28 protein-coding genes are annotated in these 25,570 nt (G+C 69.6%); 14 read left to right on the top strand and 14 right to left on the bottom strand.

All coding sequences use genetic code 11. The annotated features are described in order from the left end of the window. The first annotated feature begins 12 nt into the window (after nucleotides 1–12). Complete coding sequence (locus CU254_RS02425) at nucleotides 13–408, top strand: DUF5319 domain-containing protein (protein WP_009072430.1); 396 nt, start codon at nucleotides 13–15, stop codon at nucleotides 406–408. Between the two features lie 118 nt (nucleotides 409–526). Here CU254_RS02425 and CU254_RS02420 read toward each other — a convergent pair whose 3' ends face one another. From CU254_RS02420 to CU254_RS02395, 6 genes are all read right to left on the bottom strand, one after another. Next, on the bottom strand, nucleotides 527–820 hold the full coding sequence (locus tag CU254_RS02420; protein WP_009072426.1) for a hypothetical protein: 294 nt from the start codon (nucleotides 818–820) through the stop codon (nucleotides 527–529). Nucleotides 821–884: 64 nt separating this feature from the next. Beyond that, nucleotides 885–1,820, bottom strand: coding sequence for an anti-sigma-D factor RsdA (locus tag CU254_RS02415; RefSeq protein ID WP_009072425.1), 936 nt, complete (start codon nucleotides 1,818–1,820; stop codon nucleotides 885–887). Next, entirely contained in the window at nucleotides 1,821–2,393 is a 573-nt protein-coding gene (locus CU254_RS02410) for a sigma-70 family RNA polymerase sigma factor (RefSeq protein WP_009072423.1), read from the bottom strand. A gap of 322 nt (nucleotides 2,394–2,715) precedes the next feature. Continuing rightward, nucleotides 2,716–3,312 carry a response regulator transcription factor gene (locus CU254_RS02405; RefSeq protein WP_020662719.1) on the bottom strand — a complete coding sequence of 199 codons (597 nt, stop codon included), beginning with the start codon at nucleotides 3,310–3,312 and terminating at the stop codon, nucleotides 2,716–2,718. 131 nt (nucleotides 3,313–3,443) lie between these two features. Next, entirely contained in the window at nucleotides 3,444–4,331 is an 888-nt protein-coding gene (locus CU254_RS02400; RefSeq protein ID WP_009072420.1) for a hypothetical protein, read from the bottom strand. Nucleotides 4,332–4,340: 9 nt separating this feature from the next. After that, nucleotides 4,341–5,243, bottom strand: coding sequence for a MerR family transcriptional regulator (locus CU254_RS02395; protein WP_009072418.1), 903 nt, complete (start codon nucleotides 5,241–5,243; stop codon nucleotides 4,341–4,343). Nucleotides 5,244–5,490: 247 nt separating this feature from the next. Here CU254_RS02395 and CU254_RS02390 point away from each other — a divergent pair, with 247 nt between their 5' ends. Next, the gene (locus CU254_RS02390; RefSeq protein ID WP_037716465.1) at nucleotides 5,491–5,793 is read left to right on the top strand and encodes a WhiB family transcriptional regulator; all 303 of its coding nucleotides are present in this window, start codon (nucleotides 5,491–5,493) and stop codon (nucleotides 5,791–5,793) included. 3 nt (nucleotides 5,794–5,796) lie between these two features. Here the strand turns inward: CU254_RS02390 and CU254_RS02385 are convergent, their stop codons facing one another. Then, complete coding sequence (locus tag CU254_RS02385) at nucleotides 5,797–6,441, bottom strand: TetR/AcrR family transcriptional regulator (protein WP_009072415.1); 645 nt, start codon at nucleotides 6,439–6,441, stop codon at nucleotides 5,797–5,799. Between the two features lie 93 nt (nucleotides 6,442–6,534). On the opposite strand from CU254_RS02385, the gene CU254_RS02380 reads away from it, so the two are divergent. Further along, entirely contained in the window at nucleotides 6,535–7,275 is a 741-nt protein-coding gene (locus CU254_RS02380; protein WP_009072413.1) for an SDR family NAD(P)-dependent oxidoreductase, read from the top strand. 218 nt (nucleotides 7,276–7,493) lie between these two features. Here the strand turns inward: CU254_RS02380 and groL are convergent, their stop codons facing one another. Both groL and groES read right to left on the bottom strand, forming a co-directional pair. Beyond that, the gene (gene groL, locus CU254_RS02375) at nucleotides 7,494–9,107 is read right to left on the bottom strand and encodes a chaperonin GroEL (RefSeq protein WP_009072409.1); all 1,614 of its coding nucleotides are present in this window, start codon (nucleotides 9,105–9,107) and stop codon (nucleotides 7,494–7,496) included. A gap of 98 nt (nucleotides 9,108–9,205) precedes the next feature. Then, nucleotides 9,206–9,535, bottom strand: coding sequence for a co-chaperone GroES (groES, locus tag CU254_RS02370; RefSeq protein ID WP_020662728.1), 330 nt, complete (start codon nucleotides 9,533–9,535; stop codon nucleotides 9,206–9,208). Between the two features lie 312 nt (nucleotides 9,536–9,847). Between groES and CU254_RS02365 the strand changes: the two genes are divergently transcribed. Beyond that, entirely contained in the window at nucleotides 9,848–11,764 is a 1,917-nt protein-coding gene (locus tag CU254_RS02365) for an N-acetylmuramoyl-L-alanine amidase (RefSeq protein WP_009072406.1), read from the top strand. Nucleotides 11,765–11,810: 46 nt separating this feature from the next. Here CU254_RS02365 and CU254_RS02360 read toward each other — a convergent pair whose 3' ends face one another. Continuing rightward, nucleotides 11,811–13,139, bottom strand: coding sequence for a glycosyltransferase (locus tag CU254_RS02360; RefSeq protein WP_009072405.1), 1,329 nt, complete (start codon nucleotides 13,137–13,139; stop codon nucleotides 11,811–11,813). A gap of 53 nt (nucleotides 13,140–13,192) precedes the next feature. Further along, a complete protein-coding gene (xrtP, locus tag CU254_RS02355) occupies nucleotides 13,193–13,699 on the bottom strand; it encodes an exosortase P (RefSeq protein ID WP_037716458.1) in 507 nt (168 codons plus the stop codon). 393 nt (nucleotides 13,700–14,092) lie between these two features. Between xrtP and CU254_RS02350 the strand changes: the two genes are divergently transcribed. The 3 genes from CU254_RS02350 (at nucleotide 14,093) to wecB (ending at nucleotide 16,280) form a co-directional block, all read left to right on the top strand. After that, nucleotides 14,093–14,845: a choice-of-anchor P family protein gene (locus CU254_RS02350; protein WP_199785757.1), complete on the top strand. Its 753-nt coding sequence runs from the start codon at nucleotides 14,093–14,095 to the stop codon at nucleotides 14,843–14,845. Nucleotides 14,846–14,866: 21 nt separating this feature from the next. Further along, entirely contained in the window at nucleotides 14,867–15,046 is a 180-nt protein-coding gene (locus tag CU254_RS02345; RefSeq protein WP_009072402.1) for an LPXTG cell wall anchor domain-containing protein, read from the top strand. A gap of 70 nt (nucleotides 15,047–15,116) precedes the next feature. Further along, nucleotides 15,117–16,280, top strand: a complete 1,164-nt coding sequence (gene wecB, locus CU254_RS02340; protein ID WP_009072400.1) for a non-hydrolyzing UDP-N-acetylglucosamine 2-epimerase — start codon at nucleotides 15,117–15,119, stop codon at nucleotides 16,278–16,280. Here wecB and tsaD read toward each other — a convergent pair. Genes tsaD through tsaB form a run of 3 tightly spaced genes read right to left on the bottom strand, consistent with a single transcriptional unit; the run spans nucleotide 16,261 to nucleotide 18,451 of the window. Further along, nucleotides 16,261–17,307, bottom strand: coding sequence for a tRNA (adenosine(37)-N6)-threonylcarbamoyltransferase complex transferase subunit TsaD (gene tsaD / locus CU254_RS02335; protein ID WP_009072398.1), 1,047 nt, complete (start codon nucleotides 17,305–17,307; stop codon nucleotides 16,261–16,263). The two genes, wecB and tsaD, sit on opposite strands and share 20 nt — an antisense overlap. Then, nucleotides 17,307–17,789: a ribosomal protein S18-alanine N-acetyltransferase gene (gene rimI / locus CU254_RS02330; protein ID WP_009072396.1), complete on the bottom strand. Its 483-nt coding sequence runs from the start codon at nucleotides 17,787–17,789 to the stop codon at nucleotides 17,307–17,309. The genes tsaD and rimI overlap by 1 nt, the downstream gene beginning before the upstream one ends. Further along, nucleotides 17,786–18,451: a tRNA (adenosine(37)-N6)-threonylcarbamoyltransferase complex dimerization subunit type 1 TsaB gene (tsaB, locus tag CU254_RS02325; protein WP_009072395.1), complete on the bottom strand. Its 666-nt coding sequence runs from the start codon at nucleotides 18,449–18,451 to the stop codon at nucleotides 17,786–17,788. The genes rimI and tsaB overlap by 4 nt, the downstream gene beginning before the upstream one ends. Nucleotides 18,452–18,668: 217 nt before the next feature. On the opposite strand from tsaB, the gene CU254_RS02320 reads away from it, so the two are divergent. The 7 genes from CU254_RS02320 to CU254_RS02290 all read left to right on the top strand — a co-directional run bounded on the left by CU254_RS02320 (nucleotide 18,669) and on the right by CU254_RS02290 (nucleotide 25,308). Next, nucleotides 18,669–19,160 carry a type VII secretion target gene (locus CU254_RS02320; protein WP_009072392.1) on the top strand — a complete coding sequence of 164 codons (492 nt, stop codon included), beginning with the start codon at nucleotides 18,669–18,671 and terminating at the stop codon, nucleotides 19,158–19,160. Nucleotides 19,161–19,164: 4 nt separating this feature from the next. After that, nucleotides 19,165–19,758 carry a DUF3558 domain-containing protein gene (locus CU254_RS02315; protein ID WP_009072389.1) on the top strand — a complete coding sequence of 198 codons (594 nt, stop codon included), beginning with the start codon at nucleotides 19,165–19,167 and terminating at the stop codon, nucleotides 19,756–19,758. Then, complete coding sequence (locus CU254_RS02310; protein ID WP_100266690.1) at nucleotides 19,758–20,402, top strand: DUF3558 domain-containing protein; 645 nt, start codon at nucleotides 19,758–19,760, stop codon at nucleotides 20,400–20,402. Before CU254_RS02315 ends, CU254_RS02310 begins: the two co-directional genes overlap by 1 nt. Next, a complete protein-coding gene (locus CU254_RS02305; protein WP_050788106.1) occupies nucleotides 20,402–21,715 on the top strand; it encodes a hypothetical protein in 1,314 nt (437 codons plus the stop codon). The genes CU254_RS02310 and CU254_RS02305 overlap by 1 nt, the downstream gene beginning before the upstream one ends. A 2-nt stretch (nucleotides 21,716–21,717) precedes the next feature. Continuing rightward, on the top strand, nucleotides 21,718–22,464 hold the full coding sequence (locus tag CU254_RS02300) for an ESX secretion-associated protein EspG (protein ID WP_009072385.1): 747 nt from the start codon (nucleotides 21,718–21,720) through the stop codon (nucleotides 22,462–22,464). A gap of 109 nt (nucleotides 22,465–22,573) precedes the next feature. Continuing rightward, nucleotides 22,574–23,995, top strand: coding sequence for an acyl-CoA synthetase (locus CU254_RS02295; protein WP_009072382.1), 1,422 nt, complete (start codon nucleotides 22,574–22,576; stop codon nucleotides 23,993–23,995). Then, the gene (locus tag CU254_RS02290; protein WP_009072381.1) at nucleotides 23,992–25,308 is read left to right on the top strand and encodes a carboxyl transferase domain-containing protein; all 1,317 of its coding nucleotides are present in this window, start codon (nucleotides 23,992–23,994) and stop codon (nucleotides 25,306–25,308) included. The genes CU254_RS02295 and CU254_RS02290 overlap by 4 nt, the downstream gene beginning before the upstream one ends. Nucleotides 25,309–25,570: the final 262 nt, after the last annotated feature.

Here is a 25,570-nt window from a genome sequence, read left to right as displayed (position 1 = left end):
CCGGCGGGTAGCGTGCAGGCCGTGCCGCACGATGTGTTGCCCCCCGATCCGTTCGCGGACGACCCGGACGATCCGGCCCGGGCCATCCCCGACCCCGACGACCACCTCGAAGAGCCGATCAGCGCGGACGAGCGCACCGAGCTGCTGGCCGACCTGTCCGACCTCGCCGTGTACCAGGCCCTGCTGGAGCCTCGCGGGGTTCGCGGCATCGTGGTCGACTGCGGTGAGTGCGACGAACCCCACTACCACGACTGGACGCTGCTGCGCGCGAGTCTGGAGCAGCTCCTGTCCGACGGCCGGATGCGCCCGCACGAGCCGGCCTTCGACCCGAACCCGACCGACTACGTGAGCTGGGACTACTGCCGCGGTTTCGCGGACGGGGTCACCGCGAACGAAAGCGCGTACTGAGCGTTCCCCAGCAGTGAAAAGAAGGTCCTGGTGAGGTTGGCCACCAGGGCCTTCTTGGCGTGCGCGGAGTTGTCCACAAGGGTTGTCCACAGGGATGTCGACTTGTGGACAGCCTGGGTCAGGGCCGGGGTTTCCCGTTCCTGGCCTGGGCGATCATCGCTCGCTCGGTCAGGTCCGGCCACGGTGGACGGCGCACCACGGCCAGCGTCGACAACGCCGCCGCCACGAAGCCGGTGCACACGGCGATCAACGAAATCCGGCCCTGATCGACCGCCGGCGTCCACGTCACGCCGTCCTTGTTGATCGCGTACAGCCCGACCGCGCGCCCCGGCCCGCCTCGGCGGCCTTGCCGGGCGACCGTGATCAGCACCGTCCCCTGAGACGTCTCGTAGGGCTCTCCGAAAACCAGCACCGTGCCTCCCCCGTCGAGTACGAAAAAGGTCCCGGCACTGTTCGTGCCGGGACCTTCGGGAAACCTAGGAGCCGCTGGTGCCGTTCGGGGCCTGCACCCCTTGCGACGACTCGTTGCGCGGGCTGCTGCCCGTGCCCGGATCGTTCGGGGTGGCGCTCGGCGACGGCGGCGGCGAACTCGGCGTGGACGTGACCGGCGGCAGCGGCGTCACCGAGGAGACCGGCGGCGGGTTGTTCGTGTGGCCGGTGCCGGGCAGCGACGTCGACTGGCCGGGCGGCTGCGCCGCGCTGCTGACCGGGTCGTGCACCGGCGGGACGGCGGGCGACGACGACGTCTGCCCGGTGGGCGGAGCCGTCGGCTGGCCGAGCTGGGCGGCCAGTTCGCGGTGCTGCTGCAGCAGCTGGTTGCGGTTGTCCGCGTCGGTGACCTGGGTGAGCGCGGCCTGCGCGTCGGCGAGCGCGCGCCGGGCGTCCGCGAGCCGGTTGTCGGCCAGCGCCAGGTTCGCCTTCTCCAGGTCGAGCTTCGCCGCGGCGGCGGCCTCGACGGAGCGGGCGTGGTCGGCGTAGAGCACCTTCGTGAGGCCCCACAGCGTGTCGCCGGGCTGGGCGTCCCGGGCGGCGAGCCCGGTGCCGGTGAAGGCGATCGCGGCGGCGGCGCACGCGGCGGCCACCGGCACGAGATAGCGGCGGCGCCGGCCGCGGCTTTGGTATTTGCGCGCCAGCGTGGCGGTCTTCACCGTGGTGACCGCGGTGTCGACGTCGACCAGCTCGGCGAGCGGCTCGCTGTCGATGTCGCGGCGCCACGCGAGCAGCAGCGCGTTCAGTTCCTGGTCTCCGAGCCCGTCGGCGACAGCCGGATCGGTCCCGCCGAGCGCGTCGAGGAGCGCGTCGTCGGCCTGGATGGCCGTGAGGTCGCCGTCGGCTTCCGCTTCGTACCCGGTCAGGCCGCTGGCCTGCGCGGAAGGTGACAGGTCTCTGTCCCGGTCTTCGCGATCGGTCACTCAGATCACCTCCTCGGCGGCAAGCACCTTGCGCAGCCGGGCGAGCGCCCGGTGCTGGGCGACGCGGACGGCGCCCGGCGTGGAACCGACGGCTTCCGCCGTCTCCTCCGCCGACAGTCCGACCACGACCCGCAGAACGACGATTTCCCGCTGTTTGTCCGGCAGCACCTGCAGCAACTGCGCCATCCGCTCGTTCAGCTCACCCTGCAGGGCACGTTGCTCCGGGCCGACGCCGCCCTCGATCTCGTCGGGGATCTCGGCGACCGGCTCCGCCCGGTTGCGCGCCGCGGCGCGGTGCGCGTCGGCGACCTTGTGCTGGGCGATGCCGTAGACGAACGCCAGGAAGGGGCGGCCCTGGTCACGGTACGAAGGCAAGGCCGTAAGCACCGCGAGACACACCTCCTGCGCAACGTCGTCTGCCGAAGCGAACGAACGCTCCTGCCTGCCAACCCTGGCACGGCAATACCGCACCACAAGGGGACGAATGGCGGCCAGCAATCGCTCGACTGCCTGAGGGTCTCCCTCGACAGCGGCGGCGACCGGCTCGTCCAGTCCATCCCCCACAGTGGCCATCGCAGACAACAGTCCCAGCGTTACGTGTAGGCGTGCAAAGAATCCGGCGCGTGGTCGTCCCCGTCCAGCGCCGGTCACAGCTACCGTACCGTCGGAGTCCTACCAGACAACCGCCAGAGGTGGTGACCGGCGCGCCGGAGGCGGCCGGGCGGCGATTGTCGCAGGCAGACGGGCTGGGGCAGTGCCGTCACGCGGTGGGGACGCGGGCGAGGCACGAGAGCAGGGGCCAGGACAACAGGTACGGGCCAGGGCTTGCTGCCCTGGCCCGTTCGTCACCGCGGGAACCGGATCGGAAGTCCCGTTTTGGCTTGCTCGTCCTCGATCAGGACACGAGGCCGCGGCGGAAGCCGTGCGCCACGGCCTGCGCGCGGTCGCGGACGCCGAGCTTGCGGAACAGCCGCCGCGCGTGCGTCTTGACCGTGTCCTCGGAGAGATACAGCTCACGGCCGATCTGGCCGTTGCTCTTGCCCTGGCTCATGCCGCGCAGCACCTGCAGCTCGCGCTCGGTGAGCTGCACGCCCGGGTCGGACGGCTGCCGCGGCGCGGGCACCGAGGTGCTGGCCAGGGTGTGCGCCAGCGCGGCGACCAGTTCGGGCCGCGAGGCGTCCCAGCGCAGGTAGCCGCGCGCTCCGCCGGCGATGGCGGCCGCGATGCTGCCCGCGTCGTCCGGGGCTCCGAAGACGATGACATTCGCCTGGGGGTTCGCGGAGACGAGCCGGCGGGTGGCCTCGACGCCCGTCGGGACCGCGCGTTGCGTTCCCACCAGCACGACGTCGACCGGCTGACGGGTGTACCGGGCCAGCAGCTCGTCACCGTGCGCTACGCAGTCGATGCGACTGACCCCAGGCACCGCGGACATCACACGGGTGAGCCCTTCGCGGACACTGCGTCGGTCGTCGCAGATCAAGACCGTCGTCACGGGGTTTCCTTCCTGCAGCCGGGTGACATTCCACTTCCCCTATCGGACGCTTTAGCCCGAACCTTGACACGATCCGGTGGCTTTTTTTGAAGTTTCTTAGCCCGGATGCCGGAACGCGCGTTCCCGCAGGCCTACCCGGGTCTGACGGGCACCCACGGCGATTCGTGTGCGATGCGCATCACGCAAGGATCCGCGTGCCGTAACACTGCGTGCAACACCTGATGGCTCCTGAATCGATACTCCTCTGCCCCGCCGGGGTCCAGATCGGCGGCAACGCGGGTGGCCACCCAACTAAGTGAATCCAGCTCATATTTTTCGGCGTCCGCGGCGGCCGCGAGGACGAGTTCGCGCGCACCGTCCTGTCCGGCGGCGAGCAGGGCGACACCGAGGACGATGCCGGACTTCACGATGTGTCGCCGAGCGTGACGGGCGACGGCGGTCTCGTACGCCAGCCGGGCCGGAGCGACGGCCGCTTCCGGGTGTCCGTCGGCGAGTTCGATCTCGGCGCCCACCCAGCCGCCTCGAATATTCGCGCGCCAGCGGCGGTCGGCCTGGGCGGCCCGGATGGCCAGGCGGCGGGCGGCGGAGATGCGGCCGAGGGCGAGGTTGTCGGCGGCCAGGCCGAGGAGGGCGTCGGCTCGGGCGCCTTGGCGGTCCAGTCCGTGCGGGTCTTCCTGTGCCGCTCCCCCGCTGGCGGCCCGCGCTGGGGTCGGTGCGGGCGCACCGGCGTCGCGCAGCCCGATCTTCAGCAGAGCTTCCCCGTCCAGCTTCCGCGCCGCGACGTGTGCGCCCAGCTGCCGCCGATGCGACGCGAGCGTGCTCGCCGCCAGCGAGGCCGTCAGCGGATCCCGGCCGCGCCGAAGCGGGTCGAGCAAGTCCGCGGCCGCCGCGTACCGGCCGCGCGCGCCCAGCACGATCGCCGCCAGGAGGCGCTCTCTTGGCGAGCCGTCGCGAGGTATCGGATCCGACGACCCGGCGTCCGAGCCGAACGCGAGGGCAGTCAGAGCTTCTTCGTCCACCCGACCTTTCTAGCGTGGAGCACCGACAAGAACGTGCTCCACGCGGTCGGCCGCCGCGGAAAGATCCGCCAGCAGCTCGACCTTCGGCGGCAACAACGCCGGCTCCCATCCAGGCCCGCAAGCGAACAGCCGAGTCCGCTGCCGTCCGCGAGACACGCGCGCGAAGAGCCGCGGGTCCGCGTCCGCCCGATTCGCCCACAGCACCACCGCGGCAGGCGCGCTTCGCCGCACCGCTACCGCCAGCACTTCTTGCGGCAGCGCAAGGCCGAAGAGTTGCGCGCCGATCCGTCGACCCGCGAGAGCCGCAGCGAGCGCGTACACCGGCATGTTGTCCCGCTCATCGGGCACGCACGCGATCAGGACCGGCCGTTGGTTGCGAGGCTGGTCGAGGACTGGCGTCGCGCGCACTAAGGCCGCGTACACGCACTCAGCGAGCAGGTACTCCACTTCCGCACCCGCGTGCACGCCTCGCCATCGCGCGCCGAGCGCGGTGAGGACCGGGTCGATCACGCCCGACCACGCCTGAAGCACGCCTAGCTCGCTGATGGCGTCGACAAGCATTCGCTGTACCGCGCCGACGTCCATGGCCAACGCAGCGGTACTCAGGCGACGCGCGAGCCGCGAAGGGACTTCGACGTCGTCAGCCGCCTTCGTCTCCGTCGCCTCGGCAGGTTCGGCCGGTGCTGGCACGAAGTCCGCGCGCGGCATCTGCTCCAACGCGTACCGCGCGGCCTCCGCCGTAGAAGCGCCGCGAAGGAGCGCGCGCTGCATAAGTTCGAGACGGCCGATGTCGGAGCTGCCGTAGCGGCGATGTCTGCCGTCGGTGTGGCGACTGGGACCCAGGCCGTAACGGCGGTCCCAAGTACGCAGGGTGGACGGCGCGACACCGAGCCGACGGGCGACCGAGGCCACCGGCAGGGTGGGTTCTCCATCGCCTGATCCGGATCCCACCCGGTCAATATCCAGCCCGCTCGCGGTAACGGCAACCCGAGCCAAAAGCCCTGCTCACACATCTGGGGGATGCCTAACGGCTGAATCGCCGCCGATCTATTGAACAACTATTGGCGCGCTTCTAACGTTACCGCCGTTGCACCGAATGGAGTATCGGCACCACAGCAGAGCAGCTAATGGCATCGACCGGATGACGGAGGCGGTCAGGATGGCAGACACGCGCAGGCTCCCCGGCCCCAACGCAGACATGTGGGACTGGCAGCTGGAGGGGTCGTGCCGGGGGATGGACAGCGGATCCTTCTTCCACCCGGACGGAGAGCGGGGACCGGCGAGGGCGCGGCGCGAGGCCAGGGCCAAGGCGATCTGCCTGTCGTGCCCGGTGCTGGAGATGTGCCGCAAGCACGCGCTCGCCGTGCACGAGCCCTACGGCATCTGGGGCGGGCTGTCCGAATCGGAACGAGACCACATCATCAAGCAGGACAAACGCGCGCTGACCATGGCGCACGTCTGACTTTCATCGCGGCGCGGAAGGGGCGGTGTCCACAGTGGACGCCGTCCCTCCGCCGTTTTCGGGCCACAGCGAGAGCGCGAGGTCGATGACGGCCATCAGCGAGTCGAGGCTGACGCCGTCGCGCGCTTGCAGGGTCAGTCCATAAAAGACAGTCGTGTACAGCGCGCTGAGCGCGTCAATGTCCACAGTGGCCGCGAGGTCGCCTTCTTCCACTCCACGACGAAGGCGCTCGCGCAGCCTGCTCCGCACTTCGTCGCGCGAAGCAGCGAGAAACTTCCACACGGACGCATTCGCTGGCGTGCAGTTGGTAGCCGCCAGAACGACCATGCACCCCTTGGGATGCCCTGGTTCCACGTACGCGCAAGCATTGTCGCGAAGCAGCGCTTCAACCGCCGCGCGCGCTGTCGGCTCTTCGGTCAGCGCGCGCATCGTGTGGCGTCCGTACACCGATTGGTAGTGCTCGATCGCTTCGCGGAACAGTGCTTCCTTGTCTCCGAAGGCCGCGTACAGGCTCGGCGGCTTGATCCCCATCGCCTCGGTCAGCTCCGCCAGCGACGCACCGTCGTAGCCGCGCTCCCAGAAGACCAACATGGCCTGCGTGAGCGCGTGCTCGCGGTCGAACGCGCGCGGGCGGCCGCGGGGTGACATGGACCACCTTCTTTAGTGAGCGATACAGAAATCTTGACCCCGCCCATCGTACGCGGCTATTTATGTAGCTATCACTACAGAAAGAGGTGGGACATGGGAACCCTGGACGGCAAGGTCGCGCTGGTCACCGGCGGAAGCCGCGGGATCGGCGCCGCGATCGCACTCCGGCTGGCCGAGGACGGCGCGGACGTCGCGATCACCTACGAACGCGCCGCGGACCGGGCGGCGGACGTGGTCGGGGCCATCGAAAAACAGGGCCGGCGAGGCCTGGCCCTGCAGGCGGACGCCGCCGACGCGGACGCCGTGACCAGCGCGGTCGACCGGACGGCCGCCGAACTGGGCGCTTTGGACGTGCTGGTGAACAACGCCGGGGTCTTCCCGGCGGCACCGGTCGAGGACCTGACCACGGAAACGATCGACCGCACCCTGGCGATCCACGTGAAGGCCCCGCTGGTGGCGGCCCGGGCCGCGGTCAAACACATGCAGCGGGGCGGCCGGATCGTGTCGATCGGCAGCGATTTGGCGGAGCGCTCGCCGTTCGTCGGATTGAGCCTGTACTCAGCGAGCAAGTCGGCCCTGGCCGGGATGACGAAGGGCCTGGCCCGCGACCTGGGACCGCGCGGCATCACGGCGATGGTGGTCCACCCAGGCTCGACGGACACCGAAATGAACCCGGCGGACGGTCCGCATTCCGGGGACCAGTTGGCGCATATCGCGTTGGGGCACTACGGAAATCCGACCGACATCGCGGCGGCAGTGGCTTATCTGGCCGGGCCGGACGGCCGGTACCTGACGGGGACGTCCATTACGGTGGACGGCGGCTTCACGGCCTGACCGGCCCCCACCCTCCACGGGGGACGCGCACCTCATCTTGGACGGCACCTGGTCGCCTGCGACCGCGTCGCCGCGACCACGATCAAAACCACAGGGAAGAACCGCGGCCCGGACCCCGTCCTCGACCGCAGCTGTCCACAGCGCCGCGGAGCGGAGGCCAACGCGCAACGGGGCGGCACTCCCCAGGGAAGTGCCGCCCCGCCGAAAAGCGAACCGCGTCAGTGCGAGTGCCCGTGGCCAGCGGCCTCCGGCTCTTCCTCGGCCGGCTTCTCGACCACGGAGCTTTCCGTGGTCAGCACCAGCCGGGCGATGGACGCCGCGTTCGCGACGGCCGAGCGGGTGACCTTGACCGGGTCGACGATGCCGCCCGCGATCAGGTCGGTCAGTTCGCCGGTGGCGGCGTTGAAGCCCTGGCCCCAGCCCTGCTCCTGGACCTTGTTCACGATGACCGCGCCCTCGTAGCCCGCGTTCGTCGCGATCCAGAAGAGCGGGGCGGTGAGCGCGTCGCGGACGATGCGCACGCCGGTCGCCTCGTCGCCGGTCAGGCCGAGGTCGCCCTCGAGTTCCTTGACCGCGTGCACCAGCGCCGAACCACCGCCGGGCAGGATGCCCTCCTCGACGGCCGCCTTCGTCGAAGCCACGGCGTCCTCGATGCGGTGCTTGCGCTCGTTCAGCTCGGTCTCGGTGGCCGCGCCGACCTTGATCACGGCCACGCCGCCGCCGAGCTTCGCGAGCCGCTCCTGCAGCTTTTCGCGGTCCCAGTCGGAGTCGGTGGTCTCGATCTCCTTGCGGATCTGCGCGGTCCGCGCGGCGATGGCGTCCTTGGTGCCCGCGCCGTCGACGATCGTCGTGTCGTCCTTGGTGACGACGACCCGGCGGGCCTTGCCCAGCGAGCCGAGGTCGACCTCGGACAGCTTGCGGCCGATCTCCGCGGAGATGACCTCGCCGCCGGTGACGACAGCCAGGTCGTCCAGGAACGCCTTGCGGCGGTCGCCGAAGAACGGGGCCTTGACCGCGACCGCGGTGATCGTCTTGCGCAGCGAGTTCACCACGAGGGTGGACAGCGCCTCGCCGTCGACGTCCTCGGCGATGATCAGCAGCGGCTTCTTCGCCTCGACGACCTTCTCCAGCACCGGGAGCAGGTCGGCCAGCGCCGAGATCTTCTCGCGGTGCAGCAGGATGTAGGCGTCCTCGAGGATCGCCTTCTGGTCCTCCGGGTTGGTCGCGAAGTGCGCCGACAGGAAGCCCTTGTCGAACTGGACGCCCTCGGTGATCACGAGGTCGGTCGCCAGCGTGGACGACTCCTCGATGGTGATCACGCCGTCCTCGCCCACGCGCTCGACGGCCTCGCCGAGCAGCGCGCCGATCGCCGCGTCGCGCGAGGTGACGGTGCCGACCTGGGCGATGTTGTCACGGCCCTTGACCGGGGTGGCCTTGGCCTTGAGGACCTCGACGACCTTCTCCGCGGCCGCCTCGATGCCCTTGCCGACCGCGGTCGGGTTGGCGCCGGCGGCGACGTTGCGCAGGCCGTGCTTGACCAGCGACTGGGCCAGCACCGTGGCGGTGGTGGTTCCGTCGCCGGCGACGTCGTTGGTCTTGGTGGCGACGCTCTTGGCGAGCTGCGCGCCGAGGTTCTCGAACGGGTCGTCGAGCTCGACCTCGCGCGCGACGGTGACGCCGTCGAGGGTGATCGTCGGGCCGCCGAACTTCTTGTCGAGGACGACGTGGCGACCGCGCGGGCCGAGGGTGACCTTGACCGCGTCGGCGAGCTTGTTCACCCCGCGCTCGAGCGCGCGACGAGCGTCCTCGTCGAAACTGATCTGCTTGGGCATAACGCTTTCCGCTTACCTTTCGGTTGTCGTGCGACGCAAAACGCCCCGCACCCCGGCATGAGCGGGGCCCGGGGCGTCCTTGCGCTGCGAGTGACGCGTCAGTTGATGACGGCCAGCACGTCGCGGGCGGAGAGGATCAGGTAGTCCTCGCCGTTGTACTTGACCTCGGTGCCGCCGTACTTGGAGTAGATGACGACGTCGCCGACAGCCACGTCCAGCGGAACGCGGTTGCCCTTGTCGTCGATGCGGCCCGGGCCCACGGCCAGAACCTTGCCCTCCTGGGGCTTCTCCTTGGCGGTGTCGGGGATGACGAGGCCGGAAGCGGTCGTCTCCTCGGCCTCGCTCGTCTGGACAACGATCTTGTCCTCGAGCGGCTTGATGTTCACGCTCACCGGGTTGACCTCCACGGTCGTCGAAAGCGTCGGCATGATGACTGGTTACGGCTCATACCACCCCCGCCGTCGCGGGTGCCGGGGCGTGTCCGGGCCGTTCGATTAGCACTCTAGCCATGTGAGTGCCAGCTTCGCAAGGAGGGTCCGCCGGACCTGGTGAATCCTGGGACGGAAGCCGCTGACCGGCCACTTTGTTCCAGGGCGCGGGCGACCCCCTCGACCAGGCGCCACGCAGCCTGGGCGCCGCCGCGTGCCCGTTCGGACCCAACCGGCGGAAAACCACTCCCGACTCCTCTCGGCACCTGGTTGGATCCGCACAGACAGGCATCTCACTCCTGGAGTCCTCCTATGCCCCGCTCCCTCCCGTGGCGCCTGGCCGCTGCCACCACCGGGCTGTTGGCCTTGGTCGCGGTCGCCGTGCCCGCCTCCGCGCAGCCCGCCAATGAAGCCCGCCAGCGCGCCTTCGCTGACGCGTCCTCCGAATTCGGCGTCCCGGTGGACGTCCTGCTGGCCGTTTCGTACCTGGAATCCCGCTGGGACACCCACTCCGGCGCGCCCAGCGCCGCCGCCGGGTACGGGCCGATGCATCTCACCGACGTCCGGACCACCGGGCTGCGCACCAGCGAATTCGACAATCCCGACGAAGACCCGCGCGGCGACGACTCTCGCCCGGCCTTGCGGCTGCGCGCCCTCGAAGCCCCGACTCCCCGGCCCGGCAGCCAGACCATCGACAAGGCCGCCCAGCTGCTGCACACCGACGCGGCGAAGCTGCATACGGACGCCGAAGCGAACATCCGCGGCGGAGCGGCACTGTTGGCCGAGTACCAGCGAGAGCTGGGCGTCAAAAGCGACAACGCGAAGGACTGGTACGGAGCCGTCGCGCGTTACAGCGGCTCCGAGGACGTCACTGGCGCGCGTACCTTCGCCGACGAGGTCTTCGCCACTATCACCAGCGGCATCGCGCGTACGACCGACGACGGCCAGGCCGTTAAGCTCGCCGCGACGCCCGGCGTCACCCCGGATCGCGCCCAGGCGGACCGTCTCGGGCTGCGCGCCGGACAGCCGCCGGCCACCGAGTGCCCGAGGTCGATGGCCTGCGAATCGGCGCCCGCGCCGTTCCAGAAGATCGGCGACAGCTACGGCAACTACGACCAGGCCGACCGGCCGCACGACCAGAAGATCGACTACATCGTCATCCACGACACCGAGGGCACCTGGGACTCGGTGCTGAAGCAGGCCCAGACCCCGGGCCAGACCGCGTGGCACTACACGGTCCGCTCCTCGGACGGCCAGGTCGCCCAGCACGTGCCGACCAAGGACGTCGGCTGGCACGCCGGGAACTGGTATCTCAACGAGAAATCCCTGGGCATCGAGCACGAGGGCTTCGCCGCGCAGGGCACCTGGTTCACCGAGGCGATGTACCGCCAGTCCGCCAAGCTCGTGCGCTACCTCGCGCACCGCTTCGGCGTTCCGCTGGACCGGGCGCACATCCTCGGCCACGACAACGTGCCCGGCCCGAACGCGGACAAGATCAAGAGCATGCACTGGGACCCGGGTCCGTACTGGGACTGGGCGCACTACTTCGACCTGCTCGGCGCCCCGCTGGAGCACGACGGCGCGCCGGATTCCGCGCTGGTCATGATCGACCCGGAGTTCTCCGCGAACCGCCCGGTGTTCACCGGCTGCGACAAGATCGGGTCCGGAAACCCTTGCCCGGAACGGAGTTCGGGGTCGGTCGTGCTGCACACCGAGCCGAGCGAATCCGCGCCGCTGCTGTCCGACGCGGGCATGCACGGACCTGACCCGTCCACAATGGACGTCTCGGACATCGGCAGCCGCGTCGCCACCGGCCAGAAGTACGCCGTCGCGGACGCCAAGGACGGCTGGACCGCGATCTGGTACCTCGGACAGAAGGGCTGGTTCCGCAATCCGGCCGACGCGCCCACCGCGTATCCGGCGGACGGATTCGTCGCGACTCCCAAGGAGGGCAAGGCGACCGTGCCGGTCTACGGGAGCGCGTACCCGGAGGCCAGCGCGTACCCGAAGGACATTCCGGTGCAGGAGCTCAAGCCGCTGCCGTATCAGCTCGGCGCGGGCCAGAAGTACTCGGTCGGCGGCCTGACCGGCTCGGAGTACTACTCGGCGTCCTTCGACGTCGCGACCAACAAGGTCGTGAAGGGCAAGGCGAAGTACGTGGAAATCCAGCTCGGCCACCGCGTGGCGTTCGTCAGCCGCGACGACGTGGATCTCGAACCGGCGTCCTGACCATCGCGCACTGAATGCCCGGGCCGCGTGCGTGCGGCCCGGGCATTCACGCGTCCAGGGCCACTTTCACGCCCGCGCTGGCCTCGGTGTTGCGCCGGGTCTTGGCCCAGCCGTTGCGCCCGCGCACCAGCCGGAACAGCGCGCGCCAGGACGTGATGTAGAAGGTGTAGATGTAGGCCGCGTACAGCAGGCCCATGCCAATGCCGCGGAAGATGTTCTTGCTGCGCAAGCATTTCATCTGGTAGATCGGGCCCCAGACGACGAACGGCAGCAGCCCGAACGAACCGTAGATCGCGAACAGGATCCAGGCGCCGTTCGTGAACCACGTCCACACCTGGCCGGGATCGCCCGCGGTGCTCACGAGAAGCAGGATGAACGGAACCGGGTACAGCAGCGACCCGAGCAGCTGCATCCACGGCTGCGCCAGGTAGTACATCATCTCCGCGGCGCCCAAAGTGGACACGTGCGGCGAGTCCCAGATCCGGCGCAGGTACCGCATGCACTGCATGGTCCCCTGGCCCCACCGCGTGCGTTGCACCAGGAACCGGCGAAGGCTGTACAGACCTTCTTGCGCCACATGGGAATCCGGCGTGAACCCGGTCCGCCAGCCCGCGGTGAGCAGGTGCACGCCGAGTTCGAAGTCCTCCAGGAGCGAACCGCGCCACGGGGCCAGCTCGTCGCCCGCGATCGAGTCCAATGCGGACAGCCGGGTGAACTGCCCGTTGCCGCCCATGGAGATCGTGCCGGTGAAGCCGCGGGACGTCTGGATCGCCGCGATCGCGGTGCGGAACTCCAAGTCCTGCAGCTGGGCGAGCTTGAGGCCGAAGGCACGGGAGAACCACGTGCGGCCGGGCGGACGGCTCCGGAAGTTGCTCATCCGGACGTCGAGCTGAACGGCGCCGACGGTTTCGTCGCCGAACAGGTGGTCCGCCGCGCACACTTCGAGACAGTTGGGCGCGGGACGGCCGTCCGCGTCGACCACCACGACCACCACCCGTTCCCGGTCCGCGTCGGGACCGAGCCAGTCGTCCAGTTCGCGGTAGGCGGCGTTGAGCGCGTCTCCCTTGCCCGTGCGCGCTTCCGGACGCTGACGGGCGACGAGGTGCAGGTTCGCGTCGTAACCGCCGTTGCGCCGCCAGACCGAGCGCACGACGCGGGCGGTGCGGTCGTCGGAGTCGTCGTCCACGACCCACAAGTGCGCGCGGCGGAAGGTGCCGCGCAGGTACTTCACCGTCTCGCGGATCACGACTTCCTCGTCGCGGCAGGGGACGAAGAAGTGCCAGGAGAAGTCGTCCGGATCGCCGACCGGAGCGGGCTTGCGGCGCAGGTACGGCACGACGATCACCACGACGTACACGAGGAACGCGACGCTCATGGTGAGCGCGAACGCCTGCGTGATCGACAGCAGGATCTTCAGGCCGGAGTCGCTCACGCCGCGGCCCGCTTCTCGGCCTTCGTCTTCCGCGTCGCCAGCCACACGAACAGCACCAGCGAGATCGCGCCGCCGATGACGCTGACCAGCGAGCCGAGCAGGGTGTGGCCCCAGTAGTAGCCCTCGTCGGTGCCGAGGCCGTTGACCAGCCCGACGATGGTGAGAATCCGTAACTGATTAACCAAAACCACCGCGATCGCGGCGATTCCCAGCGAGAAAAAGAGCCGACGGGCATTTTGTGGCCGGAACCACAGAAGTGCGGCCGTCACTAATAGCAACGGTAGAAGAAGAAAGACCGACGAGCATTCCGGAGTCATCCGCAACCCGAATGGAGTATCGCCAGACAACCCGAAGTAGACCGATTCCCGGTTTCCGGCCACGTAGACCCCCGAAGAGGTGACAACCCGGAGGATGGCCCCGGCCAGTCGCACCTCCAGCTCGCGGTACCCGCGTTCCACGAGCACCAGCGCCACCCCCGCGGCGAGCACCCCGAACACCGCGATACGCAGCGAAAACCGGGATGCGCCCGACACCGGCGCGTTGACTGCTGTCACGACGACCCTCTCGAGAAGAAACCCAGCGGAACCGGGGCGGACCCCGGCCACGGTCGTGGCCGCGACGGTTTCCGCCCTTCGCCGGGCAGCCCCGTTCCGGGGACACCCGAGCAGCTTTCGGCATATTCTTACCTAAGCTTGCTACTCCGTTCGAGTGATGCTTCACGCTACCTGGGGAAAAGCGAATCAATATCACCCGATGTGGTGATTGAGGACAAAAAACTGTGCCATTTCGCAAACCTCCGCCGATAACCGATCCGCGTGCCGACTCTTGCTCAGCGGGATTCGTCCGTGCAGCGGCTCGCCCTGAGAAAAATCGGAGGACCAGTGAAGAGACACCTCGTGCGACGAGGCGGAATGCTCGCCGTTGTCGTGGCGAGCATCGCCTTGGCCGGAGCCGCTCCGGCCAGCGCCGCTCCCGGTGACGGGTCGGCCTACGGCGTCAACGTCAACGTGACGCTGCTCGGCCAGCCCGCGGTGCATCTCGGCCCGCTCGCGGCCGCGAACACCAACGGCCCGACGGAAAACACCGCGGTCTCCGCGAACGTGCCAGGCGTGCTCACCACCGGCGTGATCAACACGTCCGCGGTGCGCGACGACAACTCCGGCGCGGTCACGTCGAAGGCGTCCGTCGCCGACGTCGGGCTGCCGCTGCTCAAGGCCGCTGTCGGCAACGTCGGCGCCAAGGCGGTCGAAGCCGTCTGCACCGCGACGCAGGAAGGCGTCAAGGGCAGCACCACGCTGGTCGGCGCGAACCTCGGCAGCCTGGGCAATGTCGACGCCACCCCGGCGGCGAACACCCAGCTGAAGGTCCAGGTCGGCCCGCTGCACGTGGCGACGCTGATCCTGAACGAGCAGATCAAGAACAGCGACGGCAGCCTCACCGTCAACGCCCTGCACCTGAAGCTGCTCGGCGGCGACGCGCTGGGCGCGCTCGGTTCGGGCGACGTGATCCTGTCCTCGGCGACCTGCGGCCCGGCCGCTCCGCCGATGCCGCTCGCCTCGGGCGCCGGCATGTGGATCGGCTTCGGCGTGGTGGCCGCGATCGCGGTGCCGGTCGGCCTTCGCTTCTCCCGGCGTCGTTCGGCTGCCTGACCCCGGTGAGGTGAGGGATCGATGTACAAGATGCCTGGCGCCGGGGTCGGCGTCGCCGGTGGCGGGGTGGGCACCCTCGCCGCCACCGGTGCCGATGTCGGCTGGTGGCTCGCGGTCGGCGTGGCGCTGGTGATCCTCGGGATCGTCGCGCTGGTCGCCGTCCGCCGCCGGAATCGGCGATTCGCCCGCCTGGACGGCTGAAGAATCCGGGCTGCCGGCGCTGACCCCGCCGGCAGCCCGGATTTCCGGGACACTCGAAAGGGTGAAAACGTTGGACGTGATGCTGCTGGCCGGGACGCGCCCGGAGGCGGTCAAGCTCGCGCCGCTCGCGCTGGCACTGGACGCCCGGCCCGGGTTGCGGCCGCTCGTCGTGCACAGCGGTCAGCACCAGGGCATGGTCGAACAGGCGCTGGCCCCCTTCGAGGTCGGGATCGACGCGTGGCTCGACGTGCCGCCGCGGGTGTCCGGCACGCAGGCGGAACTCGTGTCCGGCCTGCTGCCCGCGCTCGACGCCGCGCTGCGCCGATACCAGCCGTCGGCAGTCGTCGTGCAAGGCGACACCACGACCGGACTGGCCGGCGCGCTCGCCGCGTTCTGGCTCGGCATTCCGGTGGTCCACCTCGAAGCCGGACTGCGCACGCACGACCTGGCGTCGCCGTTCCCCGAGGAGGGAACGCGGCAGATGATCTCGCGCATCGCCGCGCTCCACCTGGTTCCGACGGCGGCCGCGGGCGCGGCGTTGTTGGCCGAAGGCGTGCCTGCGGAACGGATCACGCGTACTGGCAACACCGTTGTGGACGCCGTGCTAGCGGTTGCCGCGCGCGACTTGCCCGCCCGCGATCCGGCGCTTGCCTTGCTGGAGATGGGAATCGCCGAAGCTGGCGAACAGCTGGTGCTGGTGACGTCGCATCGCCGCGAGTCGTGGGGCGAGCCGTTGACGCGCACGCTGACCGCGGTGCGGCAGATCGTGGATGCCCACCCGCGGGTGCAGGTGCTTTTCCCGGCGCATCCGAATCCGGCGGTGCGGGAGCAGGTTGAGCAAGTACTGGGCGGGGTCGCGCGGGTGACCGTCACGGAGCCGCTGGAATACCCGGATCTCGTGCGCGCGCTGCGGTTGGCGTCGCTTGTGCTGACGGATTCCGGTGGCATCCAAGAAGAAGCGCCCACGTTCGGTACGCCGGTGCTGGTGCTGCGCGATACCACGGAACGCCCGGAGGCTGTCGAAGCTGGTTGCGCTTGGCTGGTCGGCACCGATCCGGACCTGATCACCGATACCGCCGCGCGGATTCTTCGGGGCGAGCTCAGTGCTGCTGCGTCAGCGAATCCGTACGGAGACGGCTCCGCGGCCGCGCTGTCCGCCGCGGCGATCGAGGCGTTGCTGGGGGTGTCCGAGAACTCCGCCGCCCTGGTGAGTCCTAAAGGGACACAACATTGACCGGAAGGCCCGGGTTCGCCGAGAAGTCCAGCGGTGCCACGGGACGGCCTGCCGCCACCACGTGTGCCCCCAACGCCGCGATCATCGCGCCGTTGTCCGTGCACAGGCGAGGTCGCGGTACGCGCAGCTCGATGCCAGCCTCCGCGCAGCGCTCCGCCGCCAGCTCGGAAAGCCGCGAATTCGCTGCCACGCCACCGGAAATCACCAATGTGCCGATGTTCTGTTCGCGCGCGGCACGGATCGCCTTCGCGGTGAGAACGTCCGCGACCGCTTCCTGAAAGGACGCCGCGACGTCGTTCACCGGCACCTCGTCGCCAGCTCGCTCGGCGTTCTCCACCCAGCGTGCCACCGCGGTTTTCAAGCCGGAGAAGGAAAAGTCGAACTTCGCGTCGCGCGGACCGGTCATCCCGCGTGGGAACGCGATCGCCTTCGGGTTGCCCTGCTTGGCCGCCTTGTCGATCGGCGGCCCGCCCGGATACGGAAGCTCCAGCACGCGCGCGACCTTGTCGTACGCCTCGCCCGCCGCGTCGTCCACAGTGGACCCGAGCTCGGTGATGCTCGACGCGATGTCGTCCACTCGCAACAGTTGCGTGTGGCCGCCGGAAACCAGCAAAGCCAACACCGGCGCCGGCAACGGGCCGTGCTGCAATGTGTCCACCGCGATGTGGCCAGCGAGGTGATTCACGCCGTACAGCGGCACATCCAACGCCGTCGCATACGCTTTCGCCGCCGAAACCCCCACCAGCAACGCGCCCGCGAGACCTGGCCCGGCCGTCACCGCGATCGCGTCCACATCGGACAGTTTCAGCCCGGCGGTCGCGAACGCGCGCTCCGCGGTCGGCACCATCGCTTCGAGATGCGCCCGGCTGGCGACCTCCGGCACGACCCCGCCGAAGCGCGCGTGCTGGTCCACACTGGACGCGACCTCGTCGGCGAGCAGTTCCACCGTGCCGTCGTCGTGCAGGCGGACAAGGCCGACTCCGGTCTCGTCGCAGGAGCTTTCGATGCCCATGATGACGCGTGCCATCAGCCGGCCACCTCGTCTCGTGCCGGGGCCTGCGCGGGGCGGGCCATGGTGAACGCGTCAGCGCCGGAGGGCTGGTAGTAGCGCTTCCGGATGCCGAGTTTCTGGAAACCGTGCGCCTCGTACAGCTTCACGGCAGGGTCGTTGTCCGTGCGCACTTCGAGGAACACGGCCGCGTGCAGCTCGTCCGCGCGTGCCAGCAACGCACGAAGCAGCGCCTTGCCGATGCCCTGCCCCTGCGCCTCCGGCACCACGCCGATCGTGTGGACGTTCGCCTCGTAGTCCCCGCGTCGCCCGACCACCGCGAGCCCCGCGTACCCGAGCAGCGTTTCCCCGTCGTCCGACCGCGCCGCCAGGTAGTAGTGCCCCTGGTCGAGTTCGGAATGGAACGCGCGCGCACTCCACGGGTCGTCGCCGGGAAAGAGGATCTTCTCGATCTCCGCGCACCTCGCGACGTCAGCGCGGCGCAACTGGTCGAGCTTCACAGTGCGGTCACCCTCTTGCGCGCAGTGGGCTCAACAGCGTCCGGACGGCGCAGGTACAGCGGCGTCAACGGCTCCGGCTCCGCGTGCTCGAGAAGCGCCGTACGCGCGACGCGCACCAACCCAGCCGGCGACGGAAACCGCGGCTCTATCGGCACCACGCCCACCGCTGCCGCGTACTGCAACGCGCCGTCGCCCGCCGCTACGCGAATGTCAGTCTCGATGTCCGCGGGCCGCTGTACGTGCGGACCGTCCGTGCGCGCACCCGAAGCGTCGTACGCAGCCCAGTAGACCTCGCGCCGCCGCGCGTCTGTGAAGACGAGAAACGGCTTCTCCGTGCGTACGACGTCCGCCGCGATCGCGTCGAGGCTGCACACCGGGTACGCCGGAATGCCGAGCGCGTGCGCGTACGCAGCCGCCGTGGCCATGCCAGCGCGCAGTCCGGTGAACGGCCCCGGCCCCACGCCGCACACGATCGCGTCGAGCTCGCGCAGCGTGACCCCAGCCGCCTCCGCGGCCGCCAGCGCGTGCGGGGCGATCAACTCGCCGTGCGCCCGAGCATCCACCGTGACGCGGTCCGCCCGGGTGACAAGCTCAGCCTCGTCGACGGCAACGATGCCCGCCGTTACCGCCGGAGTAGCCGTGTCGATCGCCAATACCAGCACGATTTCCCAGGATAGCTCGGGTCTGATGGGAGCCGAGGAGCGGGCAGGCCGGTTCCACGTGGATACGCTGCGTGACCAAGGCGGTCGTTACCACCGCCTCCCTGGCACCTGCCCGGCTTGGGGGATTTTGTCCGCACGCGGAACCTCGACCGATTAAGCTGAGTCACAGCATCGGCAGCCGCAGACAGCGCCGCCGGGAGCGAGGGGGAGCGTCATCGTGGGCAATGGGCAGCCGTCCAGCAACAGCGAGCCGACGGACGGGCGCGCTGGGTACGTCGACCCGGAAGAGCAGGCCAAACGCGACCGCCAGGACAAGCAGTTCGGCGAAGCGATGAACTCCAACGGCGTGCGCGTCTACCAGCAGCGCGCGGCCGAAGACGCCAAGGTCAACGCTGCGGCGGCCGGTGGCGGGTTCAACATGGACATCGACGCGATGAAGAGGCTGCAGCCTAAGTGGCAGGAAATCGCGGACAAGCTCAACGACATGGTGCGGGTCGGCGACCAGCTGAAGGTCGTTCCCCCACCCGCCGACGATCCGGCCAGCACGATGCAGAAGAAGGCCGCTGACGGCCACGCCGACGCTTATGTGACCAGCCTTCAGCAGCAACAGGCTTACGCACAGGGATACGCGGACAAGTTGAGAGACGCCATCGCCAAATACGAGAGCCAGGACCACGCCAACACCAACAGCCTGCGCAAGCAAGGATGAACCGGTGAAGCCCTTCGCTCTGGCCGCGGCCGGCGGCCTCGTTCTGCTCGCCGTCACTGCCTGCTCCTCGACCCCAGGCACCCCGGTTCCAGCGACAACTGTGTCGTCGTCAGCACCGACCAGCACCACGCACAACGTGCCCAAGGTGAGCAACCCGCTCGACGCCGCCAAGTACGAGCAGAACCCCTGCGCCCTGCTCACTCAAACTCAGGCGACCGAGGTCATCAACTCGGTCCGCAATCGCCAGGGCAAGGGTCTCGTCGCACCCATCTGCACCTGGTATGACGCCGACAACAACAGTGTCGGCCTCGGGCTGCTTCCCGGTCAGGGCGGCCTCGCTGGCGCCTACACCAACAGCGGCAGCGAATCCGGCTACTTCGAGGCCGCACCGGATGTCAATGGCTACCCCGCTGTCTTCGCTGGCACGACCGACGACCGGAAACGCGGCGGCTGCCAAATCGCCGTCGGAATCAAAGACGACGAGGTCTTCACCGCCTCCGTGCGGCTCCGGACGACTTCCCCCTTGTATAACGACCCGTGCTCGCTCGCGGTGAAAACAGCTACGGCCGCTCTCACCACGATCAAGGCGGGTGCCTGATGGCAAACCGCATTGTGCTGGACGTCATCAGGCCGCCCAGCACATCAGCGTCCGTGAGGCCGGTCGTGCGCACTGCCACCGGCAGCCTGCTGCTCCTCGCTGTTACGGCCTGCTCCTCGACTCCAGGGACGCCGGTTCCTGCGACGCCCGAGTCGACATCGGCGACGAGCACCGCGCGCAGCGTGCCCAAGGTGAACAACCCTCTCGACGCCACTAAATACGAGCAGAACCCCTGCGCCCTGCTCAGCCAAGCCCAGGCAACCGAAGTCATCAACGCCGTCCGCCACCGGCAAGGGCAGGGCCTCGTCGCACCTCTGTGCACCTGGTACGACGACAGGGACAACAGCGTCGGTCTCGGGTTGCTCCCCGGGCAGGGCGGTCTGGCCGGCGCCTACACCAACAGCGAAAGCGAATCCGGGTACTTCGAGGTCGCCCCAGACGTCAACGGCTACCCCGCCGTCTTCGCGGGCACCACCGACGACCGCAAGCGCGGCGGCTGCCAAATCGCGGTCGGGATCAAAGACGACGAAACCTTCACCGCCTCCGTGATGCTCGACAAATCGTTCCCCGGCTACGCCGATCCGTGCGCGCTGGCAGCAAAAACCGCCGCCGCTGCTGTCACCACTATCAAGGCAGGTGCTTGATGGCCAACCTCACCCCGCAGGAAATCGTTCGCCTGGTCAAATCGGGCAAGGGGTCCGGCGGAATGTTCCACGGTTCCGACCAGTCCGCGGCGCTTTCCGCGCAGCACGAGGACATCGCCAACGAGATGCGGCAGCTCCAGAGCGCCATGGACGCGTACTGGAAGGGCGACGCCGCCGGGCGGGCGTACGTCGGGGCCGGGCCGCTGGTCCAAGCGTCTCAGACCAGTGGCCAGCACCTCGCGCAAGCTCAGGCGCTCTACTCCGGCCAAGGCGGTTCCTTCGACGGACTCCGCGACAAAATCGCTGCCGTCGGCGATCTCGGGGACAAGCCGGCGGACGACTGGGTCAGCGACACTCCCTTGTCGTTCATGTCCAACCGGGCCAGCGAAATCGAGGAGTGGGAAAAGAAGGCGCAAGAAGTCGTCAACAGCTACCAGTCGTATCACGGGGAGTCGACGGAGAACTCCGCTCGCTGGGCAGACCCGTCCCAATACGGGCAGCTCGCTCTCCCCTCCGCGGGCGGTGACTTCACCATCACCCAGCCCGGCGGCACCGGGACCGCGCATCTGCCCACGCACTACACCCCGGGCGGTACTGGCGGCACCGCTGGCACTTACTCCGAGGGCGGCTACGTCGGCGGCAACACGGGCAACACCAGCAACACCGCCAGCACCGGCGACACCAGCGGCAGCTCCGGCCACCGCGATCACACCAACGATCGCACCGGTCCGCCGGGAACCTTGCCGCCTTCGGAGACTCATCGGTGGGATCCGGAGCGCTACACCCCGCCGCCCGGGAATCCGCCGGAGTCGGGGCGGCATGTGCCTCCGCCTGCGAACCTGCCGGACGACACTCGGACGTCCGGGTATGTTCCGCCGGATCTGACGAGCACCGGCAGCCCCAACAGCACCTCCTGGTCGGTCAACAGCAGCAATCCCAGCACCGGAAACAGCAACGGCGGCAGCAGCTTCTACCCAACGGGCCTACCGGGTACCGGCGGAGGCAGCGCGGGCAGCATCGGCGGGCCAGGCAGCGGCAACGGCGGCAACGCGGGCAGCAACGTCGGCCGGGGAGCGGGAATCGGCTCCGGACCCAACGCCGAGGTCACCGCGCGAGGCGGGGCGGCGGCGGGGGCCAACGGGCGCGCCGGAGCGCCGGGAGGCATGGGTGCGGGCGCGATGGGCCGCGGGCAGAAGGGCGAAGGCGAGGACGACCTCGTCCACGAGACCGCCGACTACCTGGTCGAGCAGGACCCCGACGCGGCGCTCATCGGGGACCTGCCCAAGGCGGTTCCGCCGGTGATCGGGCTCTGACGATGCTCGTGCTCACCCGCGAGGTGGTGCTCCCTGCCGACTGCTTGCCGCTCGCGGCGGAGCTGGCGGGGGTTTCGCTCCCGACGGCGCTCGCGCCCGACCCGTTGTGGCGTGATCCCGAGGAGGCACGCGCGTACCGCGAAGCTGCGGTGAGCGCGATGGCCGACCAAGGCGTCTGGGGCCGCGGCGGGTTGGACGAGACGTTCGCCCGGACCATGACCGTCTTGTGCCGCGGGGCCAGCGAACTGTCGGCGACCGTCGAGAGCGGGCGGGATCGGCGGTATCGGCTGGTCGTCGCGGCCTTGGGCAAGGACGCGGTGCTCGCCTGTCACATGCCCTCGACCAGCACGGTCGTGTTGCGGCCCGCTCGGCCGGACGCGCTGGCGGAGGACTTGATCCGCGAGTTGCCGCGCGTCCAGCCGGCACAGGGGCAGGCCGTGTCGGTGCCGGAGTCGGCGTTGAATCTGGCGCTCGACGGCGGCCCGGCCCGGCAGGACGTCCGGCATCTGCTCGATGTCGCCGCGTTGCCGCGCGTCGGCGGCGGCCAGATCACCGCGGGGGTGCGCGACGGGCTGGGCGGGCGGCGGATCAGCGGGCGCGACATCTGCACGTATTACGACACCGAGCACGGCCGCTACCTGTTCTCGTTCTCCGAAACCGACGGCGGCGAGCGGTACGTGAACGTCGCCCCGGCCCGTTACGAAACGATGGTCGAGCGGGTGCGCGCGCTGCTCGATAATCTCGCCTGAGCCTGGGTACCCCTGACAATCAGGAGCTGTGAATCGCGTCGCAGGTGGCGACCGCCACAAGGCGGTACGGTGCGGTTCCAGCCGCCGGTGACGCAGGAGGTCCGCGAAAGTGCCCGATCCGCTGTTTCCCGCAGTCGCCGCCGGATCCGGCAAGGAAGCGCTGCGCTTCGGCGACCGAAAACTCACCTACGCCGAACTCGGCGCGGTCGCCGGCGCACTGGCCGCTGACCTGCCCGCGGACCGCCGGGTCGCGGTGTGGGCGACGCCGACGCTGCACACCAGCGTCGCGGTGGTCGCCGCGTTGCTCGCTGGGGTTCCGGTGGTGCCGCTCAACCCCAAGATCGGCGAACGCGAACTCGGCCACATCCTCGCCGACAGCGAACCCGCGCTGGTGCTCGCCGAACCCGGCGTCGCACTGCCTGCCGCGCTCGACCTGCCGCGGCGCGACATTCCGCTGGCGGGCGACGGGACGCCGCCGGCAAGCGAGCCGGACTCCGAAGCACCGGCGTTCATCGTCTACACGTCCGGCACGACCGGCCCGCCCAAGGGCGTGGTGCTCCCCCGCCGCGCGATCGCGACCACGCTCGACGCGCTGGAGGACGCCTGGCAGTGGACCGCCGACGACGTGCTCGTCCACGGCCTGCCGCTCTTCCACGTCCACGGCCTGATCCTCGGCATCCTCGGTCCGCTGCGCCGCGGCGGGACGGTCCGCCACCTCGGCCGGTTCTCGCTCGAAGGCGTCACCGAGGAACTCGCGAACGGCGCGACGATGCTGTTCGGCGTCCCGACGATGTACCACCGGATCGCCGAGGCGGTCGCGACCGACGAAGCCCTCGCCGGCGCGCTCAAGTCCGCGCGGCTGCTGGTCTCCGGCTCGGCCGCGCTGCCGGTGCACGACCACCAGCGGATCACCGCCGCGACCGGACAGCAGGTCGTCGAGCGCTACGGCATGACCGAAACCCTGATGAACACCAGCGTCCGCGCCGATGGCGAGCGCAAGCCGGGTTCGGTCGGCGTCCCGCTCGCCGGGGTCGACCTCCGGCTGGTCGACGAGACCGGGGCCGAAATCAGCGATCCCGACGCGGTCGGCGAGATCCAGGTCCGCGGGCCGAATCTGTTCACCGAATACCTCAACCGCCCGGACGCGACCGCCGCCGCGCTCGACGGCGGCTGGTTCCGCACCGGCGACATGGCCACCCGCGACCCCGACGGCTACGTCCGGATCGTCGGCCGCAAGGCCACCGACCTGATCAAGAGCGGCGGCTACAAAATCGGCGCGGGCGAGATCGAGAACGCGCTGCTGGAACACCCGAACGTCGCCGAGGTCGCGGTGACCGGCGAACCCGACGACGACCTCGGCGAGCGGATCGTCGCCTGGGTCGTGCCGGACGGCGCGCGCCCGACGGTCGAGGAACTCGCCGACCACGTGTCGAAGCTGCTCGCCCCGCACAAGCGGCCGCGCGTCGTGCGCTACCTGGATGCCTTGCCGCGCAACGACATGGGCAAAGTCATGAAGCGAGCGCTGGGATGAGGACCACCGCGCGCGAGCTGCTGGCCGGCCTCTCCACCGGCTTCACCGACCTGTCCCTTCCGGACGCTCCCGCGGACGATCCGCTCGGCTGGCCGGGGTATCCGGAGGCCCGGGCGGCCGCCGCCGCGCGCACCGGCGAGACCGAATCGGTCGTCGTCGGGGAAGCCCGGATCGGCGACGTGCCGACGGTGCTGATCGCCTGGGAGTTCGGTTTCCTCGGCGGTTCGATCGGACAGCAGACCGGCGACCGCGTCGAGGCCGCTTTCGCCCACGCGAAAGAACGTGGCCTGCCAGTGGTTTCGCTGGTCGCGACTGGCGGCAGCCGGATGCAGCACGGCATGCGCGCGCTCTCCCAGCTCCAACGCATCGCGCGCGCCGCCGCGGAAGCGCGCGCGGCAGGGGTCCCGCAGATTTCCGTGCTGCGCGACCCGTCGACCGGCGGCGGCTGGGCGACGCTCGGTGCCGGTTCCGATGTCGTGTTGGGGCTCCCAGACGCGCAGGTGGGCTTCGCAGGCTCCCGCGTACGGCCTGCGACGTCTCCCGCAGAGGCGTACACCGTTGAAGCGAAGCTGGAGTGGGGTCAGGTCGACCGTCTCGTTGAAACAGCCGAGCTAGGCGACGTACTCGCGCGATGGCTACAGCTGTTGGCTTCGCCGTCGACAGAGCCCGCGCCCCCGCCCAACGCCCGTCGCGGTGCCACGCTGCCCGAAACCGGCTGGGACGCCGTACGTGCAGCGCGCGCTTCTTCGCGAGCGCGCGCACCCGAGTACCTCGACGCGTACTTCGACTGGCGAGAGAACGTACAAGGCGACCGTGCCGGTCACGTGGACGAAGGCGTCCAATGTGGCTTCGGCTGGCGAGACGGCCGCGCGATCGCGTACGCAGCACAGTGCGGCACCGCGACCCGGCCGGCAGGTTTCCGCACTGCAGCACGACTCGTGCAGCTGGCGTCCCGGCTAGGGATTCCAGTGCTGACCTTGGTGGACACTCCCGGCGCGGCAAACGACGCGGAAGCGGAAGAAGGCGGGATCGGACCCGCTATCGCGGAACTGTTCGAAGCGATCGCCACCGCCGCGGCGCCGGTCACCACGCTGGTGATCGGCGAAGGCGGTTCCGGCGGCGCGCTGGCTTTCGCCGCTCCGGGCGCGACCTGGATCGCCCCGGACGCCTACTTCTCGGTCACTTCCCCGGAAGCGGCGGCGGCGATCCTCAAACGCCCGATGACCGACGTGCCCGCCGTGGCCGACCAGCTGCGGTTGCGTCCGCAGGACCTGGTCGACCTCGGCCTGGCCGTCGGGATCGTCAAGCCTTAGGACAGGTCACGCCTCGACGGCGCGAACCCGCCACTTGCGCTGCGCGTAGGACGCGAGGGTGGCCGCTACAGCGACTCCCGCGGTTGCACAGCTTGCGATGGCCACGAATACTGCCGTCATTGCGGCTCCTCCTCACGGGTTGCGCACGTCACTGCCGTCGGCGAATCCGGGTGATCCGCTGGCAGACGCGAGCGAGTTGATGGGGTTTTACAGGTATCTACCTGCTACAACGCATGCTCCCCGGTCTGCGTTACCTCCGCTA

The sequence above is a fragment of the Amycolatopsis sp. AA4 genome (assembly GCF_002796545.1).
GTDB lineage: Bacteria > Actinomycetota > Actinomycetes > Mycobacteriales > Pseudonocardiaceae > Amycolatopsis.
This window is presented reverse-complemented; position numbering and strand designations above follow the sequence as displayed.

Bases quoted from the DNA above. Each gene is read 5' to 3' on its own strand.
- groES (WP_020662728.1), bottom strand. From the start codon at position 9,535: ATGCCGACGCTTTCGACGACCGTGGAGGTCAACCCGGTGAGCGTGAAC.
- CU254_RS02310 (WP_100266690.1), top strand. From the start codon at position 19,758: ATGGCAAACCGCATTGTGCTGGACGTCATCAGGCCGCCCAGCACATCA.
- groL (WP_009072409.1), bottom strand. From the start codon at position 9,107: ATGCCCAAGCAGATCAGTTTCGACGAGGACGCTCGTCGCGCGCTCGAG.
- CU254_RS02300 (WP_009072385.1), top strand. From the start codon at position 21,718: ATGCTCGTGCTCACCCGCGAGGTGGTGCTCCCTGCCGACTGCTTGCCG.
- CU254_RS02390 (WP_037716465.1), top strand. From the start codon at position 5,491: ATGGCAGACACGCGCAGGCTCCCCGGCCCCAACGCAGACATGTGGGAC.
- CU254_RS02380 (WP_009072413.1), top strand. From the start codon at position 6,535: ATGGGAACCCTGGACGGCAAGGTCGCGCTGGTCACCGGCGGAAGCCGC.
- CU254_RS02410 (WP_009072423.1), bottom strand. From the start codon at position 2,393: ATGGCCACTGTGGGGGATGGACTGGACGAGCCGGTCGCCGCCGCTGTC.
- CU254_RS02385 (WP_009072415.1), bottom strand. From the start codon at position 6,441: ATGTCACCCCGCGGCCGCCCGCGCGCGTTCGACCGCGAGCACGCGCTC.
- CU254_RS02365 (WP_009072406.1), top strand. From the start codon at position 9,848: ATGCCCCGCTCCCTCCCGTGGCGCCTGGCCGCTGCCACCACCGGGCTG.
- CU254_RS02290 (WP_009072381.1), top strand. From the start codon at position 23,992: ATGAGGACCACCGCGCGCGAGCTGCTGGCCGGCCTCTCCACCGGCTTC.
- CU254_RS02305 (WP_050788106.1), top strand. From the start codon at position 20,402: ATGGCCAACCTCACCCCGCAGGAAATCGTTCGCCTGGTCAAATCGGGC.
- tsaD (WP_009072398.1), bottom strand. From the start codon at position 17,307: ATGGCACGCGTCATCATGGGCATCGAAAGCTCCTGCGACGAGACCGGA.
- CU254_RS02360 (WP_009072405.1), bottom strand. From the start codon at position 13,139: ATGAGCGTCGCGTTCCTCGTGTACGTCGTGGTGATCGTCGTGCCGTAC.
- CU254_RS02345 (WP_009072402.1), top strand. From the start codon at position 14,867: ATGTACAAGATGCCTGGCGCCGGGGTCGGCGTCGCCGGTGGCGGGGTG.